This is a genomic window from Rhodospirillales bacterium, from assembly GCA_018666775.1.
Lineage (GTDB): Bacteria > Pseudomonadota > Alphaproteobacteria > SMXQ01 > SMXQ01 > JABIXC01.
On the sequence record JABIXC010000003.1, the window covers coordinates 105107 to 122819 of the forward strand.

Below are 17713 nucleotides of genomic sequence, written 5' to 3' on the forward strand. Positions count from 1 at the left end.
TTAAGCGATTAGGGCGTCCATTTGAAAAAATTGGCTATAACTTGCAATCCCAAAGCCTGACTTTTTTCCGGATGGAATTGGGTACCAACCATATTATCACGCCCCACCATAGCCGTAATGGCCCCACCATAATCTACCGTGGCCAGAATTTCTGACGGGATTTTGGGAACCAGTTGATAGCTGTGCACAAAGTACACGTGCGAACCGGGCGTGATTCCATCCAACAGGGGATGGGGGGTTTCAAATTCCAACTCGTTCCAACCCATGTGAGGAACTTTCAAATCATTATCGCGTTCAATGGCAACCACGTCGCCGCCAATCCAGCCAAAGCCTTCATGGGTGCCGTGTTCCAAACCATGGTCTGCCATCAACTGCATGCCGACGCAAATTCCCAAAAACGGCTTTCCCTGATCGATGACATTTGATTTCAGGGCCGCCATCATGCTAGGGACTGAATCGAGGCCCGATGCACAATCACCAAAAGCACCCACACCGGGCAACACAATGTGGCTGGCATCATCAAGATCGCTGGCCCGGTTCGTGACCAAAACGTCCACACCATCGCTTGCGCGTTCAAATGCTTTGGCTGCTGATCGCAGGTTTCCTGATCCGTAATCAATAATGGCAACGGTCATAATTGGGTGATGCTCATCTCTTTTGAATTATGCGATTTCTAAATCCAGGGCCATTAAATCACCAAACCGGCGTAATGCACCATTACTGTTTGCTGCCGCTACCGGACCTGCTTCACGCCAGCCCCGTTTGGCATAATATCCACGATGCCAATCGTTCGCTTCCATGCCAACCCAAGCCATAAATGCCAACGACACAAGGGTTTGCCCAAATTCATCAAGACCAATAAATGCAGCCATGCCCGCCAGCACCCCGCCCAACACAAACAGGAAAATGGCGCGCACCCACATGCCCTGCCACAAAGCCCATATGCCTGTGAACAGAAAGGCACCGATAGAAAACCCATCGCGCACGACTTCTGGTGCCCGATCAGGGGCGGTAAAGGGAGGCGGCAAATGGATGGTATAAATCCGCATCTTGCCCGCCCGCTACAGCGATCCCCCGAGCACGCCCTTGGTCGAGGGCACGGCACCGGATTTACGATCATCAATTTCTACGGCTTGGCGCAGTGCACGGGCCAAACCCTTGTAGCAAGATTCAATAATGTGGTGGCTGTTGGCCCCGTAAAGATTTTCCACGTGCAACGTCAGACCTGCACTCTGGGATAAAGCCTGAAACCATTCCTTGAACAGTTCTGTATCCATATCCCCAACTTTTGGAATTGGGAAATCTACTTCCCAGATCAAGTAGGGGCGATTGGATGCATCCAGCACAACGCGGGTCAGCGTTTCATCCATGGGAATCAGTGCCGAGCCGTACCGGCCAATGCCCGCGCGATCGCCCAATGCATCTGAAATGGCCGAACCCAGCGCCAGGGCTGTGTCTTCAGTGGTGTGGTGAAAATCGATGTGGGTGTCGCCTTCGGCCTTCACCATAATATCGATCAGGCTGTGGCGTGACAGTTGTTCCAGCATGTGATCAAGAAACCCAACGCCGGTTGAGATGTCATAAACACCGGTACCATCGAGGTTAACCTCAATGGCAATTCGGGTTTCCTTGGTGTTCCGTTCAACACGGGCGGTACGCATTTCCGCCATGGCGGTCTCCTTTTCAAGACATGCGGCCCAAATCAGAAAAGGCCTGTTGCAAGGCCGCCGCCAGCGCCTTTTAGCAGGTAGGGCGGCTTAGGAAAAGCGGGATCATACGCAAATCCACACCTCAGCTTCGAAGTTGCGCCAATAGACGCTTCACGGTTGGAAGGTCTAGCCCGCCAATCCGTTCGGCAAGAAGATTGGCAAGCTCCGTCGCTTCGGGCTCCAATCCGCTGGTATTTACCACCACCCGGGGGTGAGATAACTGTACCAGGCGTTCAATTTCATCTGCGTCTTCCCATATTTGATGGAAATATTGGCAAATCTGGATCACCAGAACCGGACTGGGTTGGCCGCGACGCCCATGTTCCAGCGATGATAGATAAGCTGGCGATAATTGAAGGTCCTGGGCCATTTTTTTCAAGGTAATGCCGCGTTTTTGGCGCAAATCCCTAAGCTTTGCCCCCAGTGGCGTCATGGCCCCCGCCTTTTCTTCAGATAGACATAAAATGCGCCGCTGCCGCCATCTTTGGGCTGGGCCTCAGAAAACGCCAAAATATGGGGCCTAAGGGAAGCCTCATTCAACCAGCGCGCCACACCGGTACGCAAAATACCGCTGCCTTTACCCGTAATCACCAATACACAGCGTTTTCCTGCCTGGGCACTGCCGCTAATACACTGACCAAGGGCATGATACGCCTCTATCCGGGTCATCCCATGAAGATCAAGCCGGCGATCAATTTTCATTTTGCCCCGTCGCAGCCTGTCACCGGACCGTTTATCCATCGAATGGGTCACCCCTGGGTTCAATTCCGATGCTTTGGGCACCTGTATCGGGCGCTGAACCACAATTTGCGGCCTATTTGCCGGTTTTATCGGGCTTTTTATGGCTTTTGGCACAGTTATTGGTGAATCAGGGGTTTGTTTGACCCTATTTTGTGGTTTTTTTAGGGGTTTTACCGATCCCTTGATCTGGTCCCAAAGTGCTGCATCCTGATTTGCTGTTTCTTTGGCGGGTTTTGATTTGGCTTTTTTTGTATTCTTGCGGACCATTTTTAACGAACCCCCGCCATTTGTTTCGAAACCGAAACAGGAAGCAAAATCCAGTATTGCCCGTTCATGCGCATTTTTCCTGCGCGATTGCGCGCAGCATCCCCCCAACCCATAAATACATCGCCCCGCACCGGGCCCCGGATGGCCCCGCCGGTATCCTGGGTCACCATAAGGCGTTGAATTGGGGCCAATGCGCCGCCGGGATCGTTTGCTGTCAGCCACATGGGAACGCCCAAAGGCAAAAAGGCCCGGTCAACAGCCAGCGATCGATTGGCCGTCAACGCCACCCCTTGTGCACCAATGGGGCCATCACCCTTTAGTTCACGGAAAAAAACAAAGGATCGATTGCGGTTGAGCACGCTTGCCGCCCGATCCGGATTGGCCCGAAGCCAGGCCCGAATAGATTGCATGGAGGTGGTTTCAATCGTAAGCGCGCCCGCTTTGATTAAAACCTTGCCGATGGACGTATAGGCGTGGCCATTCTTTCCCGCGTAGCCTAGGCGCATCATCCGGCCATTTTTAAGACGCACCCTGCCCGAACCCTGAATTTGCAGGAAAAACGCGTCGACCGCATTATCGACCCAGACAATCTCTAGCCCCTTACCTGTTAATGCGCCCGCCAAGATTGCCTTGCGATCCGCATAGGGCACCAGCCTGCCACCGGATGCGCGCCCGGCAATGCTGCGCCCCCGCCAGATTTCCGAAAAGGTGCCAAGGTCTGCAGTGACCAGATCAGGTGGCCGACGATAAAGAGGGAAGCGGTATCGCTGCGTTGGTTTGAGCGAGCCCTGCAGGGAAAATTCGAAATATCCGGTGAACAACCCCTTGGCGCCATCATTGCCGGTCACCGCATAGGGCCTAAAATGTTTTTCAAAAAATGCCCGTGTTTGTTCGGTCGATTTTTTCGGGTCAAACCGTGACACCGCACGGCACGAGGCCTGCCAATCTGAAACCCGCCCGGCCAAGCCCTTTGGGCCAACCCGGGCCTTCGGCGCGCGGGCTAAAAGTTTCGTGCAGGATTTGGAAAAAGCCAGAAGCGCACCACGAGGGTGATCCTTGTCCCAACCCGGCAAGTCACTGAAATCTGTTTTTCTTAAAGTGATTTGATCCGGGGTATCCACCATCACAGGCGCACAAGCCGTCGCCATCGCCAAAACGGACATAACGAAAAAAGGCCTGAAAACAGCCCTATATGGCATCAAGAATGGATTCTGGTTACTGCAGCGTTTCAGTCGCAACCAGCACCCAGTTCGGATTGGAAGATTGGGTGTCACGTTCATAGGTCCAGATGTCTACCACTTCGGCAATGCGATCAGGATCGCCATCAATGACCTCGCCGTCTTCATCCAGGGTCACATTGATCTGTTCTGTGGTGTATTTGATTTTGATGGACGCGGTACGGCCTGACATGTTTGCTTCAAGAAATTCTGCTTCCTTGATGCGCACAAGTTCAGTTTCCAGGACATGTTCTTTTTCTGCCCGGTCATTGATGGCAGATTCAAACCCTGCAAAGACATCCTTTGATAAAAGCGGCTTTAATTTATCCGCATCCCCCGCAGCAAACGTGGCAACGATATATTCAAAGGCTGAATTGGCTTTTGCGACAAAGTCGGCGGGATCGAACCCGGGATCAGCAACCTGAATCTGGGTCAACCCTGCCCCAAGGGGGGTATCGCCCTCAATGGTCTGTCCATTGCGGCCGGGCATCCTGACAACATTGTCTTCTTCTTCGTCTTCATCAAGAACATCATCGTTGGCCGGGCGCGAACGGCTTTGTTCTGTTTGATAAGAATCGGAATCGCGTTGGTCGTGCCCCGTTCTTTTTCCGAGCACGCTTCGAAGGCGCAAGATTACAAATGCCGCAATTAGGGCAAAGAAAATAATGTCAAAAAACTGGAAGCTACTGCCCATGTTTATCCTTATGTTCCGGGATGTTCCGGGAAAACGTCACCTACGTTAGCCCTTGGCCCCTTTAAAATCCAGTTCTGCCTACCACTTGTATCATGTACGCCATAACACGGTTTTAGAGACAGTAAATTATAAAGATAATATCCGTTCTGGACATAGGGCCTTAAAGCCCCGATTTTAAGAGGCAATATGATCCTTTTTCTCGTATTTATCATCGTCCCCATCGTCGAAATCGCCATCCTGATCCAGGTTGGCGGATTGATCGGTGGCTGGGAAACCGTCGCCATTGTCATCCTGACTGCCATGGCAGGAACAGCCCTGTTCCGCACCCAGGGGTTCCGGGTTCTGGCCAGAGCCGAAGAAACCCTTTCAAAAGGGGCCTTTCCAGCGGAAGAACTTTTCGATGGCATCTGTATTCTGGTCGCTGGCATTTTGTTGTTAACCCCCGGTTTTGTCACCGACGCAATGGGGTTGGCCCTTCTTGTGCCGGGCCTTCGGGGTTTAATTGGCCGCTTTGTCTGGCAAGCCATTACGCGATCTGGCCACACCCATGTTTATGGACAATGGTCCGGACCCACGTCCGGGCAACCCCATCAGGCCGATCACCCACATGATGATGATGCCATTGAAGGACAATTCCACGAGGTTCCCCCGGTTCATCCGGAAATTCACAAAAGAAAACCTGGGGATGAAACCTAAAAACGCGCGCAAAATTTCAGTCGCACCCTTTAATCAAAGCCGGTTTTATTGCACCTGCATTGAAACCATGATAGCCACTGCCCATAATCAAATTTTCAATACGAAGGACGGATATAAATGGCTGATGCACCAGAAGCTGGATTAAACGGAGACGCCAGCGGGTCACAAAACGGATCACAGGACGCGATACAGGGCGCAGAGCCAATGGTTCATGCCCATGCCCAGTACATCAAGGATTTTTCCTTTGAAAATCCAGATGCCCTGGACTCGATTGATGAATCCGGAGACGCCCCAGAGGTCAGTTTTAATTGTGCCGTCGAATCACGCAAACTGTCCGATGCCACCCATGAGGTCGTCCTGAAATTCGAAGGAAAAGCGATGCGCGGGGAAAAAGCCCTGTTTCTGGTCGCCCTTGATTATGCCGGGTTGTTCACCTTCGACAACGTGCCGCCTGAACATGAAGATGGCGTCATCAACGTCCATTGCCCAACCATGCTGTTTCCCTTTGCCAGAAACATCATTGCCAATGTCACCCGCGATGGCGGTTATCCACAATTGTTAATTGATATCATCGATTTCAACGCCATGTACGCCGCAAGTCTGGCGGAGAATACGGGACAGCCTGAAAACACCGAAACCTGATTTTTTCGGGCGTTGCCGCAATCAGCTCTTCCAGATTGGGTTTTTTAAACCCTCTACAAACGTTGCATGGGCTTTGGTTTCTGCATCGGATGCGTGATGGGAACGCGGTTCGCGATTGACCCTTGTCGCCGGGCCACTTTCGTTGGTTTCTGTTTTGGCTTCATTGCCAAGCCCAAGGCCTGCTTGGCGTCCACCCATAAGTTCCAGATAAACTTCGGCCAATAATTCCGCATCTAATAATGCGCCATGAACCGTTCGCGCAGAATTATCGATACCGAATTTTTTACACAACGCATCCAGATTGGCAGGTGCGCCTGGAAACTTACGCCGAGCCAGGCGCACTGTATCGGTGACACCGTGGCTTTCGAGCGTTGGCAGGCCCGCTATTTTCAGCTCTGAATTGAGAAACTTCAGATCAAATTCAGCGTTGTGAATCACAAAATCGGAATCTTCGATAAATTCCAGAAAGCCATCAACACAATCGGCAAAAATGGGGTGTTGTGACAAAAAGTCTGCGGAAAGTCCGTGAATTCGAAAGGCCCCATCGGGCATGTCGCGTTCAGGATTGACGTAAACCTGATAGTGGTTGCCCGTGGGCATCCGATTGACCAGCTCGATACAAGCTATTTCAACGATGCGGTCCCCAGCGTTCGGGTCCAGGCCCGTTGTTTCCGTATCCAGAACGATTTCACGCATGGTTTCTATAAGCCTCTACCGCCATTTTGATGCTTCATTTTTTTTACAACATTTTCCAAAGCGATAAAAGTCCGCGCTCGGCCCAAACCAGTGGGAATCACAAAATCGGCGCGGGAACATTTTTCTGTTTCCCCCATTTGGCGTCGTCTAATTGCTTCAAAGCGCGCCTGGTTCATCCCTTTGCGTGCCAAGACCCTTTGTTTTTGAATAAAAGCGGGTGCCGTCAATACCGCCACCCCATCACAAAGCGTTTCCCCGCCGGTTTCAAACAAAAGGGGAATTTCAAGGACCGCCACGGTTGCACGCGCCATATTTTGGCAAAATATAAAGCGCCTTTCTCCATCCCGCACCATTGGGTGCAGGATTGATTCCAGCCGCGCAAGGGCGACGTCATCATCAAAAACAAGCTTGCCAAGGATGTCCCGCGAAACGGCATTTTCAATGACGGCCTTTGGAAAAGCCTTGGCAATGAGCGGCACCGCCCCACCGCCAACGCCCAAAAGACCATGCACATACGCATCAGCGCTGAAGACCGGAACCTTCATTGCCCGCAGCATATTGGCCGCCGTTGATTTGCCCATCCCAATAGAGCCGGTCAGCCCCAGCATTCTGGTTGTTTTTGTCTTTGACGCCATTGAGCCCCTGTACGCGCGTGCGCGCCGTTTAACCGATCCCATCAGCAACGAAGGCATGCAGTGCTTCCGTAACCTCGGGTTCAACCCCAAACCAGCTGGCAAACCCCGGCTGGGCCTGATGCAAAAGCATGCCCAAACCCCCTGCCACCGGGTTTCCCCGGACACGCGCGGCGGCCAACAGGGGGGTTTCCATTGGGTTGTAAACAATGTCACAAACCGCAGCTTTTGGGTCCAGGTGATTTAAATCCAGATCTAGCGGTCCTTGGCCCACCATACCTTGGGTCGTGGTGTTGACGACAATGGCGGCATCTTCAAGGGTGTGATTACGCTCCACCCAATTGACAACCCGGATATTTGATCCTGTTTGCGAACCAAGACTGATTGCCAGCGCTTCAGCGCGGGCCAGAGTCCGATTAACAATCCGCACTTCAGGTGCGCCCAAATCCAATAGACCGGCCACCACAGCCCGGGCCGCACCGCCGCCGCCAATGACCATTGCTGGGCCTATGCTCGCGTCAAAATCCGGGCAATGATGAGCAAGGTTTCGGGTGAAACCAAGGATGTCCGTATTGGTGCCGATCAAGGTGCCGCCATCAAACCGAACCGTGTTAACGGCCCCGATGCGCCTTGCTGCTTCATCGGCTTCGTCAACTGCTTTAAGGGCGGCTTCTTTATGGGGCACGGTGACATTCACCCCCTCAAATCCTGATTGCGCCAATACCCGCAGGGTTTGTGCAAAATGATCCGGCGACACAGCCAAAGGCACATAGGCGCCATCGATGCCATAGTGTTCCAGCCAGTAATTATGAAGCCTGGGCGATAGGGAATGGGCCACGGGCCAGCCCAGAACGCCTGCCAGTTTTGCCTTGCCACTGATGGTCATGATTGCACCAAGTTATGATCACGCAAAAAGTGTAGAACCGCCAAGAGTGGCAGCCCAAGAATGGAAAAAAAATCGCCTTCTATTGTCGAGAATAATTGTACCCCATGGCGTTCCAATTGATAGGCCCCAACTGAATTAAGCAATTGATCCCCTGTTTCTTCCAGATAGCGGTCTAAAAATTCATCGCTGAAATCCCGCATGATCAATTTTGGGCTTTCCAGATGATGCCATATCTGTTGACCATTCCTGAAGATTGAAACGGCGGTTGCCAATTCATGGGAACGACCCCGAAGTTTCAACAGATGGCTTCTTGCATGATCCATATCAGGGGGCTTGTCAAACCAGACGCCATCCATATCCAGAATTTGATCCGCCCCGATCACCAGAGCGTCCGGGGTTTGATTGGAAACCCTGACCGCCTTCAAATTAGCAAGGACAAGTGCTGCATCAATGGCCTTGGCATTATCAGCAAACATCGATTGCTTAATAGCATCTTCATCGACATTTGCTGGAATAACCTGAAACGAAACTCCGGCATTTTCCAAAAGGGTCCGCCGTACGGTGCTGCTTGATGCAAGGATAAGTGAGGGTGCGTTATTTTTGGTCATAACCTTTATCTATACTGGTGGGCATGGTGGTTTTTTGATGCCTGTGTATAACCCCACAATAACCTGTTTTACCCGAGTCCCAAAATGTGGGTAAACCCATACTTATACATGGGGCGTTCAAACGATCCTTGTCATGAGACAATCATTTTTTGTTTTTCCACTGGAGGATAAAAAGTTTGCACCCCGTCTTGAAATGGGGATTGTGGTCTTTCCAAAAAATCTATTCACATGATTCACGTTTTTAAAAGTGCTAATAAATGCAGCTCATCTATCGTTAGTTTTTTTTATCCCCGTTTTTTCCATAGGTTTGTTTTTATTTGAGCAAAAATATTTTTATGGGGATAACATTTAGCGAATCTCTTTATCCCCATACCCACAGGCCCAACAACAACAACAACCTATTATTTATAGATTCTTTTAAATGAAATTGAAGTGACCCTAAAATGAACGATATGTCTTTATCTGATAAACCTTTGCTCTCTGCATTACGTGGAAACGTGCAATCAGTACCCCCTGTTTGGCTTATGCGCCAAGCCGGAAGGTATCTTCCTGAATATATGGAAACCAGATCGAAGTCTGAGAATTTTCTACAATTTTGTTATTCACCAGAGTTAGCGATTGAAGCAACCTTGCAACCCATTCGTCGTTTTGATCTGGATGGTGCCATCATTTTTTCTGATATTTTGGTGATCCCTGATGCACTGGGACAAAAAGTAGGTTTTCAGCCAGGACGTGGGCCGGTGTTAGAAGCACTGGAATCACCAGAGGCGGTTTTAAAACTTTCAAAAGAGAGTGTTCGAAATCATTTAAAGCCGGTCTATGAAGCCATTCGGGGTGTTAAAGCAGCGTTGCCCCCAAAGACGACGATGATTGGCTTTGCCGGCGCTCCCTGGACCATTGCGTCCTACATGATTGAGGGTGGTGCATCGAAAGATTATGCAACCTTGAAGTCGTGGGCATTTGGAAATCCAGATGGATTATCTGCATTATTTGATATCTTGGTTGATGCCATTGGCGATCATCTTTGTGCTCAAATCGAAGCCGGTGCCGAAGTGGTGCAAATTTTTGATAGCTGGGCTGGAATTTTGCCAGCGGAATTATTTGAACCCTGGTGTGTCATGCCCATCAGGCGAATTGCCGAAATTGTAAAACGCGCCCACCCTGATGTTCCTATTCTTGCTTTTCCAAACCGTTGTGCATTTGGGTATGAACAGATCGCAAATCTTGAAAACATAGATGGTGTTTCAATCGACTCGACCGTTCCGCTGGAATTTGCCCGCGATCACATCCAACCAAACGCGACGGTTCAGGGTAATCTTGATCCAATTTTACTGGTGACCGGGAATGAACCGATGCGAGCCGAGGCCCGCAGAATTATGAATTGTCTGGCATCAAAACCCTTTATCTTTAATCTGGGCCACGGCATTATTCCAATCACACCGCCCGATCATGTGGCGGATTTGATTGAAGAAATTCGTAAATGGCGCGCTTAAAAAAAATAGGCATTGTCCTGTTTAATCTTGGCGGTCCCGATGGGCCTGATGCCATTAAGCCATTTCTGTTCAATCTGTTTAATGATCCAGACATTATCCGCCTACCCCAACCCATCCGATGGGGGGTGGCGAAACTGATTTCTCATCGCCGCGCCCCGACAGCCCGGATTATTTATGATGAAATCGGCGGCGGGTCTCCCATCGTTGCCGAGACGCAAGCCCAGGTCCGGGCGCTTGAAAACTATCTTCATCAATCTTCCCCGGATATTTCGTGGAAGGCATCCATCGCCATGCGCTATTGGCATCCATTTTCGGGAGAAGCTGCCCGTGAATTGCTGGATTTTGATCCGGATCAAATCATCTTGTTGCCCCTATACCCACAATATTCAGGGACAACGACTGCATCTTCGGTCAAAGATTGGAAAAAAGCTGCCAAAACGGCGGGCCTTGATGTGCCGACACGCCAGATTTGCTGTTATCCAGAATTTCCTGATTTTATTCGTGCCCATTGCACCCTGATTGCCAAGGGTCTTGATGAAGCCTGGAAAAAAGTGGGGCCAAATCAACGGCTACGCCTTTTGCTATCTGCCCATGGATTGCCAAAACGGGTGATCGATGCGGGCGATCCCTATGCCCATCAGGTGGAAAAGACCGCTTTTGCCATCAAACAAGGCTTAGGCACAGCGCTGGACAATGTTGAAACCGTAGTTTGTTACCAAAGCCGGGTTGGGCCTTTGGAATGGATTGGCCCGCCGACCGATGGCGAAATCAGGCGCGCAGCCGATGCGGGGGCGGGCATTGTCATCGCACCCATTGCATTTGTGTCTGAACATGCAGAAACCTTGGTTGAATTGGACATCGAATATGCGAAATTGGCCCGCGATATGGGGGCGCCGTGTTATATTCGGACCCCGACACCCGGAATTGAACCCGATTTTATCCGGGCTTTGGGGTCTTTGGTGGAAAAGGCGGCTGGATCGGATCAGATGATTTTGGATAATGCTTGGATTTCGGGTGGCGGCTGTGGCACGGCATTTAAGGATTGTCCCTTGCGGGATGCACCATCCACCCTATAATTTTGTTTTGATATCGCAATAAAGGCATAAATGGTTATGGATCAATTGCTTACCACCTTCTATCCGTGGATTAAATCCCTTCATATTATCGCTGTGATTGCCTGGATGGCAGGGCTGCTCTATTTGCCCAGATTGTTTGTTTACCACGCAGAGGTACCCGCCGATTCGGATCGATCCATCATGTTAAAACTCATGGAATTGCGGTTGCTTAAATTGATTATGAACCCGGCGATGATCGCTGTATTTGTCCTGGGTGGCCTTTTGCTGGCAACGCCCGGTGTGATCAGCGGCGCCGAATACTGGTGGCATTTAAAAATCGTTTTGGTCATCGGGTTGGCGGCCCTGCACATGGTGATGGGTGCGTGGCGCCGCGCCTTTGATGAGGATCGCAACACCCGGTCTGCAAAATTCTTCCGCATGATGAATGAGGTTCCGACTGTCATAATGATCGGAATTATTATTCTGGTTATTGTCCGGCCCTTCTGAGGGCGAATAAGGTTAATTGACTTCCATCTGCATTTTGGGCTAATGAGGGTTATCGACATAACAACGCGCGGCCCAGCGCGGTTCCCCATCCCATAAATGCCGTTTCAGACCCCGGTTCGGTCATCTCCGCTACATTTCAAGTTTATGGTTTCAGCATTCCGGGGTTTTCCGTCTAACGCGTGTTTCTTTTTCCCAATCCCACCTCACATTCAGATTGTCATTTCTCATGAACCTTCAAGAACTTAAAGAAAAATCCCCGGCTGATCTTTTGGCCTGTGCCGAAGAGTTGGAAATTGAAAACGCCTCAACTTTGCGCAAGCAAGACATGATGTTTGCCATCCTGAAGGCGCTTGCAGAAAACGACACGGTCATTACAGGGATTGGGGTGGTTGAAATTCTTCAAGATGGTTTTGGTTTTCTGCGTTCACCAGAATCAAATTATCTGCCAGGTCCCGATGATATTTATGTATCCCCATCCCAGATCAGGCGTTTTGGATTAAGAACTGGCGACACAGTTGAAGGCGAAATTCGATCCCCCAAAGATGGCGAACGGTATTTTGCCCTTTTGAAAGTGTCTCAAATTAATTTTGGGGACCCCGAAGAGGTTCGCCATCGCATCAATTTTGATAATCTGACACCGCTTTATCCCGATGAGCGTTTGTCCATGGAAATGGATGATCCCACGCTCAAAGATCCGACCCCAAGGGTGATTGATCTGATCTGTCCCGTTGGCAAAGGCCAACGCGCCTTGATTGTCGCACCGCCGCGTACCGGTAAAACCGTGATGTTGCAAAACATTGCCCATTCCATCGCCAAGAATCATCCAGACTGTTATCTGATCGTTTTGTTGATTGATGAACGCCCGGAAGAAGTGACCGACATGGCGCGCACCGTTAAAGGCGAAGTCGTGAGCTCCACGTTTGATGAGCCTGCTACCCGCCATGTTCAGGTAACGGAAATGGTTTTGGAAAAAGCCAAGCGGCTGGTTGAACACAAACGCGACGTTGTGATTTTGCTAGATTCAATTACCCGTTTGGCACGCGCATACAACACGGTGGTGCCGTCTTCGGGGAAGGTTCTGACCGGTGGTGTTGATGCCAATGCCCTGCAGCGGCCCAAGCGTTTCTTTGGTGCCGCGCGTAACATTGAAGAAGGTGGGTCTTTGACCATCATCGCAACCGCGTTGGTAGATACCGGTTCGCGGATGGACGAAGTGATCTTTGAAGAATTCAAGGGCACGGGCAATTCGGAAATTATTCTTGATCGTAAGCTTTCCGACAAACGATCCTTCCCGTCTATCGACATTACCCGCTCAGGCACCCGCAAAGAAGAACTGCTGGTCGATCAGGGCACCCTTTCCAAGATGTGGGTGCTGCGTCGAATTCTGATGCCCATGGGCGTTGTCGATGCCATGGAATTTTTGTTGGATAAACTGAAGGCATCAAAGAACAACGACGATTTCTTTGATTCTATGAATACCTAAAACGTTGGAATGCTTTTAAAAAGGGCCTGAGGAAAATCTTCAGGCCCTTTTTTTATGGCATCAAGATCGAAGAACCGGTTGTGCGCCGGGCTTCCAATTCCCCGTGTGCATGGGCGGCTTCATCAAGCCCATAGCGCTGGTTGATTTCGATTTTCACAACACCTTTGCTGACGACATCAAAAAGATCGGTCGCGGCCACCAACAGGTCTTCGCGTGCGGCAACGTAATGGATAAGGGTTGGTCGTGTCACAAACAGAGACCCTTTCTGTGAAAGTGTCAGTAGAGGAAAGGGTGGTACTGGGCCTGAGGCGTTGCCGAAGCTGACCATCATGCCAAGGGGGTGCAAACAATTTAGGGAGTCTTCCCAGGTATCTTTGCCAATAGAATCGTAAACCACCGGCAGGCCCTTGCCATCGGTGATTTCACGCACCCGATCGAGAAAATTTTCGCGGGTATAAATAATGGGGTGATCACAACCGTGGTTTCGGGCCAGTTCCGCTTTTTCGTCCGATGACACGGTGCCGATGACGGTGGCGCCCAAATGTTTGGCCCACTGGCACAAAATCAGCCCAACCCCGCCAGCGGCGGCATGGACCAGAATGGTTTCCCCGGCTTTAACCGGATGGGTGCGCCGAACCAGATACCGTGCGGTCATGCCTTGGAGCATCATGGCCGCGCCCTGTTCATCGGAAATTGTATCGGGCAGTTTGACCAGACGGTTGGCCGCCATAACACGGCGCTCACAATATGATCCGATCCCACCGCCATAGGCGACCCGGTCACCAACAGCGACATCTGTGACGCCATCGCCTATGGCCTCAACCACACCGGAACCTTCCACCCCAAGGGTATGGGGTAGTTCGGGCAGTTTGTAGAGACCGGTGCGATGGTAGGTATCTATGAAATTAAGGCCGATGGCTGTGTGGCGGACCAGTGCTTCGCCGGCACCGGGTTCGCTAATATCAATGTCGTCTATGACAAGGGCATCAGTCCCGCCGTATTCATGAATGCGAACAGCTTTGACCATTGTGGTTCTCCGTAGGTTATGCGGGCGTGACCGGTTGTGCCCTAATCTAGATTATCTTTTAAAAATGCTAAGGTTCGCTGATTTGCCATTGCCGCTGTTTCTGGATTGTATGTGGTGCCCCCGAGACGGGCAAAGGCATGGGCAGCGCCGGGATATGAATGCAGCGTCACCAGATCATTTTTGCCAAGTTCGGCTTTGATCAATGCCTGGGCTTCTGGTGATACGAAATCATCGTTTCCAGCAATATGCAGCATCAACGGGCGGGTGATGTTTGCGGCCTGTCCCAGACCGTCTTCAATGCCAATCCCATAATAGCCGACAGCGACATCGATATTGGTGCCGGTAGAGACGAAATAGGTAAGCGATCCACCCAGACAATAGCCAACACAACCGACTTTTCCCGTGCATTCCTCAGATCGGCGGATATGGTCCAGGGTCGCTTTGATGTCCAACAAACCCTTTGGGACATCAAATTCCTGATAAAGGTCGAATGCCAATTCCATTTCTACTTCTGTTTTGTCTGTAATCTGGATGCCGGGTTTTAGGCGCCAGAAAAGATCGGGGCAAAGGGTAATGAATCCCTGAGCGGCAAACCCATCGGCAAGGGTGCGCATGACGTCATTAACACCAAATATTTCCTGAACCAAAATGATGGCCGGGGCCGGGGCTTTTTGGGGAAGGGCCAGATAGGTAGAAAACTTTCCGCCATCTACGGCATTAATTGTGATTTCAGGCATAATGATTCCCCCTTTTTTCTTGAATGAAGCTGACTGTATTGGTTGTTTTAGCCGCTCACCGGCGCACCTTCAAGACGAAGAAGCAGGGCCTTTGTTTCTATCCCCCCGTGGCCTGAATATCCGTGCAAGGAGCCATTTGCCCCAAGCACGCGATGACACGGGATGATGATGGGAATGGGGTTGGCCCCACAGGCCCCGCCAACGGCGCGCGGGCTTGAAGATATTTTTTTGGCCAATGCCCCATAAGACAGCGTTTTCCCAAAGGGTATGTTTGATAATCCTTGCCATACCTTGCGTTGGAATTGTGTGCCATCCGGTGCCATGGGCAGGGAAAACGTTTTCAATTCTCCTTTGAAATAGGCGGCGATCTGTTTTCGTGCGTCGGCTAAAACCGGCGTTGGTTTTGCATTTCGCAAACCTTTTCCCACTGCCCAGGTAAGCCCCGTGATAGCTCCGCCCGTTTCAAACAGTGTCAGGTTTCCAACGGGGCTGGCCACTGTTAGCCGCGATACGGGGTCTTGATTCGTGAAGCCGGGTTTACGTGCAGAGACCATGGCTTAATGCTTTCGCTTCTGTGATGGGTTCAGAACAAGTTTGGTTTCGACAAATATAGGCTGTTGGTTTTCCATCCAGCTGTGTTTTGCCAAAGGCGGGATGGCCTGGGGCCAAGGTGGCATCTGGATCAATCACCTGTAGTACCAGGTTCGGTTCTGGTGCTGAAAGTGCGGCTGAGATCAGTGCGCTTGTTTCCGGGTCTTGGGATTTACCAACAATAATGGTTTCAACGCCGTGATGAAGAAGACCGGCGGCGTTAATTAATGTTGCAAGGGAGAATGCATTGCTTTCAAGGGCGGCAGAAAAGGCCGCAACTATTTCTTCGGCCCGTTTGCGATAGTGATCGTTGCCGGTCATAAGCCAAAGGCGGGCAAAAACGTCGACCATGATTCCGGCCCCCGATGGTGTTGCGCTGTCATTGGCATTGCGGGTGCGCAAAATCAGGTCATCGGCATCATCGGCGCTGAAATAATATCCGCCGTTTTCATCCTCGTAATGATTATCTAAAACTTTTGTCCAGGCAATGGCCTGATCAAGACGCGATTGATTACCATCTATGCCGTAAAGAATAAGGGCGGCGCGTGCCATGGCGGCGTAATCGTCCAGCATGGCATCGTTGCCTTGTTGCCCTGCACAGTAACTATGGACGAGGCGGTTTTCATCGCGCGCATTTACGACCATATTTGAAACGATAAAATCATAAGCCCCGGTTGCTGCCATGATCCAGTCCGGTCGATCCATGGCACCGCCTGCGCGCGCCAGCGCTGCGATCATCATGCCATTCCAATCGGCCAATATTTTGTCATCAAGTCCCGGACGCACGCGTTTGCTACGTGCCTCCAATAGTTTTTTACGGCAGACCAAAAGCCTATTTTCCTCTTTATTATCAAGAGGATCAGGGGATGACGTTCGGTTGAGAATATTTTTGCCTTCCCAGTTTCCAGCATCGCTAGCATCATAGGTTTCTTTAAAAAATTTAGAATCATCGCCTAAAACATCGTCAAGTTCGGATGTGTCCCAAACATAAAACTTGCCTTCTACCCCTTCGCTATCTGCATCCAGTGTACCTGCAAACCCGCCGCCATCGGTCACCATTTCGCGGATAACCCAATCTGCTGTTTCAGCCATGCGTTCTGAATACAGGGGGTTCGAATCCAGGCTGTGAACAAGGCGCAGCAGTTCTAATAATTGTGCATTGTCATAGAGCATTTTTTCAAAATGGGGCACCAGCCAGGCATCATCGGTGGCGTAGCGTGAAATGCCACCGCCGACATGATCATAGATTCCGCCCTGACACATTTTGCCAAGGGCGAACAAAACGGCATCGGTCATTTCAGAATTCTTTGATCTGCGCCCTGCACCAAAGACCAATTCCAACGCGGGCGCATTGGGAAACTTTGGGGCCGATCCAATGCCGCCATTGACGGGATCAAATTCCTTTAAAAGATGTTCACCTAAGCGTTCAGTAATTTCCGGGCCAATCAGATCACCTTTGATGGGCTCTGATCGTTTTGCAAGCGCGTCTTTCAGGGTGGCAACATTTTGTGCGATTTCATCGCCTTTATTTTTATAAAGATCATTGACCCGTATCAGCATTGCGCCGAACCCTGGCCGGCCATATTTGGCTTCGGGGGGAAAATAAGTGCCTCCCCAAAAGGGTTCCCCTTCGGGGGTTAGAAACATGGTCAATGGCCAGCCACCGTGTTCGCCGATGAGCGCCAAGGCTGCTTGATAAATGGCATCAAGATCGGGGCGCTCTTCGCGGTCAACCTTGATGTTGATGTAAAGGCTGTTCATCACTTCAGCGATGGCTTCGTTTTCAAAACTTTCATGGGCCATGACATGGCACCAGTGACAGGCCGCATACCCGATGGAAAGCAAAATGGGTTTATTTTCTGATTTTGCCAGCGCCAAAGTTTCCGCGCTCCAGCCCCGCCAATGAACCGGGTTATTGGCATGTTGCAAGAGATAGGGACTGGTTTCTTTGTTGAGTTCGTTAACCATAAAAGTCTGTGTAATCCTGTAAATTCAAAATGAGCCCCTAGCATCATTACGCATAAACGTGTAA

Annotated in this window: 21 protein-coding genes; 6 read left to right on the forward strand and 15 right to left on the reverse strand. The window is 50.7% G+C overall.

The features are described from left to right. Positions 1 to 8: 8 nt before the first annotated feature. The 7 genes from hisH to HOJ08_01105 form a co-directional block, all read right to left on the reverse strand. On the reverse strand, positions 9 to 638 hold the full coding sequence (gene hisH, locus HOJ08_01075; protein MBT5672029.1) for an imidazole glycerol phosphate synthase subunit HisH: 630 nt from the start codon (positions 636 to 638) through the stop codon (positions 9 to 11). Between the two features lie 24 nt (positions 639 to 662). After that, complete coding sequence (locus HOJ08_01080; protein ID MBT5672030.1) at positions 663 to 1049, reverse strand: DUF2628 domain-containing protein; 387 nt, start codon at positions 1047 to 1049, stop codon at positions 663 to 665. A gap of 12 nt (positions 1050 to 1061) precedes the next feature. Beyond that, positions 1062 to 1661, reverse strand: coding sequence for an imidazoleglycerol-phosphate dehydratase HisB (gene hisB / locus HOJ08_01085; GenBank protein ID MBT5672031.1), 600 nt, complete (start codon positions 1659 to 1661; stop codon positions 1062 to 1064). A gap of 130 nt (positions 1662 to 1791) precedes the next feature. Next, positions 1792 to 2142, reverse strand: a complete 351-nt coding sequence (locus tag HOJ08_01090; protein ID MBT5672032.1) for a helix-turn-helix transcriptional regulator — start codon at positions 2140 to 2142, stop codon at positions 1792 to 1794. Then, positions 2139 to 2717: a DNA mismatch repair protein MutS gene (locus HOJ08_01095; GenBank protein MBT5672033.1), complete on the reverse strand. Its 579-nt coding sequence runs from the start codon at positions 2715 to 2717 to the stop codon at positions 2139 to 2141. Before HOJ08_01095 ends, HOJ08_01090 begins: the two co-directional genes overlap by 4 nt. A gap of 2 nt (positions 2718 to 2719) precedes the next feature. Further along, on the reverse strand, positions 2720 to 3916 hold the full coding sequence (locus HOJ08_01100; GenBank protein ID MBT5672034.1) for a murein transglycosylase A: 1197 nt from the start codon (positions 3914 to 3916) through the stop codon (positions 2720 to 2722). Between the two features lie 16 nt (positions 3917 to 3932). After that, on the reverse strand, positions 3933 to 4628 hold the full coding sequence (locus HOJ08_01105; protein MBT5672035.1) for a Tim44 domain-containing protein: 696 nt from the start codon (positions 4626 to 4628) through the stop codon (positions 3933 to 3935). Positions 4629 to 4814: 186 nt separating this feature from the next. Here HOJ08_01105 and HOJ08_01110 point away from each other — a divergent pair, with 186 nt between their 5' ends. Both HOJ08_01110 and secB read left to right on the forward strand, forming a co-directional pair. Further along, on the forward strand, positions 4815 to 5324 hold the full coding sequence (locus HOJ08_01110) for an FxsA family protein (GenBank protein MBT5672036.1): 510 nt from the start codon (positions 4815 to 4817) through the stop codon (positions 5322 to 5324). A gap of 117 nt (positions 5325 to 5441) precedes the next feature. Further along, complete coding sequence (secB, locus tag HOJ08_01115; GenBank protein MBT5672037.1) at positions 5442 to 5966, forward strand: protein-export chaperone SecB; 525 nt, start codon at positions 5442 to 5444, stop codon at positions 5964 to 5966. A gap of 21 nt (positions 5967 to 5987) precedes the next feature. Here the strand turns inward: secB and dnaQ are convergent, their stop codons facing one another. The 4 genes from dnaQ to maf are packed head-to-tail and all read right to left on the reverse strand — an operon-like array spanning position 5988 to position 8788. Continuing rightward, positions 5988 to 6662 (reverse strand): DNA polymerase III subunit epsilon, encoded by a 675-nt coding sequence (gene dnaQ, locus HOJ08_01120; protein MBT5672038.1) that lies wholly within the window; start codon positions 6660 to 6662, stop codon positions 5988 to 5990. A 5-nt stretch (positions 6663 to 6667) separates the two neighbouring features. After that, complete coding sequence (gene coaE / locus HOJ08_01125; GenBank protein MBT5672039.1) at positions 6668 to 7297, reverse strand: dephospho-CoA kinase; 630 nt, start codon at positions 7295 to 7297, stop codon at positions 6668 to 6670. A gap of 28 nt (positions 7298 to 7325) precedes the next feature. Continuing rightward, on the reverse strand, positions 7326 to 8180 hold the full coding sequence (locus tag HOJ08_01130) for a shikimate dehydrogenase (protein MBT5672040.1): 855 nt from the start codon (positions 8178 to 8180) through the stop codon (positions 7326 to 7328). After that, positions 8177 to 8788: a septum formation protein Maf gene (gene maf / locus HOJ08_01135; protein MBT5672041.1), complete on the reverse strand. Its 612-nt coding sequence runs from the start codon at positions 8786 to 8788 to the stop codon at positions 8177 to 8179. Before maf ends, HOJ08_01130 begins: the two co-directional genes overlap by 4 nt. A gap of 452 nt (positions 8789 to 9240) precedes the next feature. Here maf and HOJ08_01140 point away from each other — a divergent pair, with 452 nt between their 5' ends. The 4 genes from HOJ08_01140 to rho all read left to right on the forward strand — a co-directional run bounded on the left by HOJ08_01140 (position 9241) and on the right by rho (position 13326). Further along, positions 9241 to 10281: a uroporphyrinogen decarboxylase gene (locus tag HOJ08_01140; protein ID MBT5672042.1), complete on the forward strand. Its 1041-nt coding sequence runs from the start codon at positions 9241 to 9243 to the stop codon at positions 10279 to 10281. Further along, on the forward strand, positions 10269 to 11357 hold the full coding sequence (gene hemH, locus HOJ08_01145; GenBank protein ID MBT5672043.1) for a ferrochelatase: 1089 nt from the start codon (positions 10269 to 10271) through the stop codon (positions 11355 to 11357). The genes HOJ08_01140 and hemH overlap by 13 nt, the downstream gene beginning before the upstream one ends. A 30-nt stretch (positions 11358 to 11387) precedes the next feature. Then, entirely contained in the window at positions 11388 to 11843 is a 456-nt protein-coding gene (hemJ, locus tag HOJ08_01150; protein ID MBT5672044.1) for a protoporphyrinogen oxidase HemJ, read from the forward strand. A gap of 226 nt (positions 11844 to 12069) precedes the next feature. Next, complete coding sequence (gene rho, locus HOJ08_01155; GenBank protein MBT5672045.1) at positions 12070 to 13326, forward strand: transcription termination factor Rho; 1257 nt, start codon at positions 12070 to 12072, stop codon at positions 13324 to 13326. 52 nt (positions 13327 to 13378) lie between these two features. Here rho and HOJ08_01160 read toward each other — a convergent pair whose 3' ends face one another. The 4 genes from HOJ08_01160 to HOJ08_01175 are packed head-to-tail and all read right to left on the reverse strand — an operon-like array spanning position 13379 to position 17649. Further along, positions 13379 to 14353 carry a quinone oxidoreductase gene (locus HOJ08_01160; protein ID MBT5672046.1) on the reverse strand — a complete coding sequence of 325 codons (975 nt, stop codon included), beginning with the start codon at positions 14351 to 14353 and terminating at the stop codon, positions 13379 to 13381. Positions 14354 to 14394: 41 nt separating this feature from the next. Then, positions 14395 to 15090 carry a dienelactone hydrolase family protein gene (locus HOJ08_01165; protein ID MBT5672047.1) on the reverse strand — a complete coding sequence of 232 codons (696 nt, stop codon included), beginning with the start codon at positions 15088 to 15090 and terminating at the stop codon, positions 14395 to 14397. A 47-nt stretch (positions 15091 to 15137) separates the two neighbouring features. After that, the gene (locus tag HOJ08_01170; protein MBT5672048.1) at positions 15138 to 15644 is read right to left on the reverse strand and encodes a methylated-DNA--[protein]-cysteine S-methyltransferase; all 507 of its coding nucleotides are present in this window, start codon (positions 15642 to 15644) and stop codon (positions 15138 to 15140) included. Beyond that, positions 15628 to 17649 carry a thioredoxin domain-containing protein gene (locus HOJ08_01175; GenBank protein ID MBT5672049.1) on the reverse strand — a complete coding sequence of 674 codons (2022 nt, stop codon included), beginning with the start codon at positions 17647 to 17649 and terminating at the stop codon, positions 15628 to 15630. Before HOJ08_01175 ends, HOJ08_01170 begins: the two co-directional genes overlap by 17 nt. Positions 17650 to 17713: the final 64 nt, after the last annotated feature.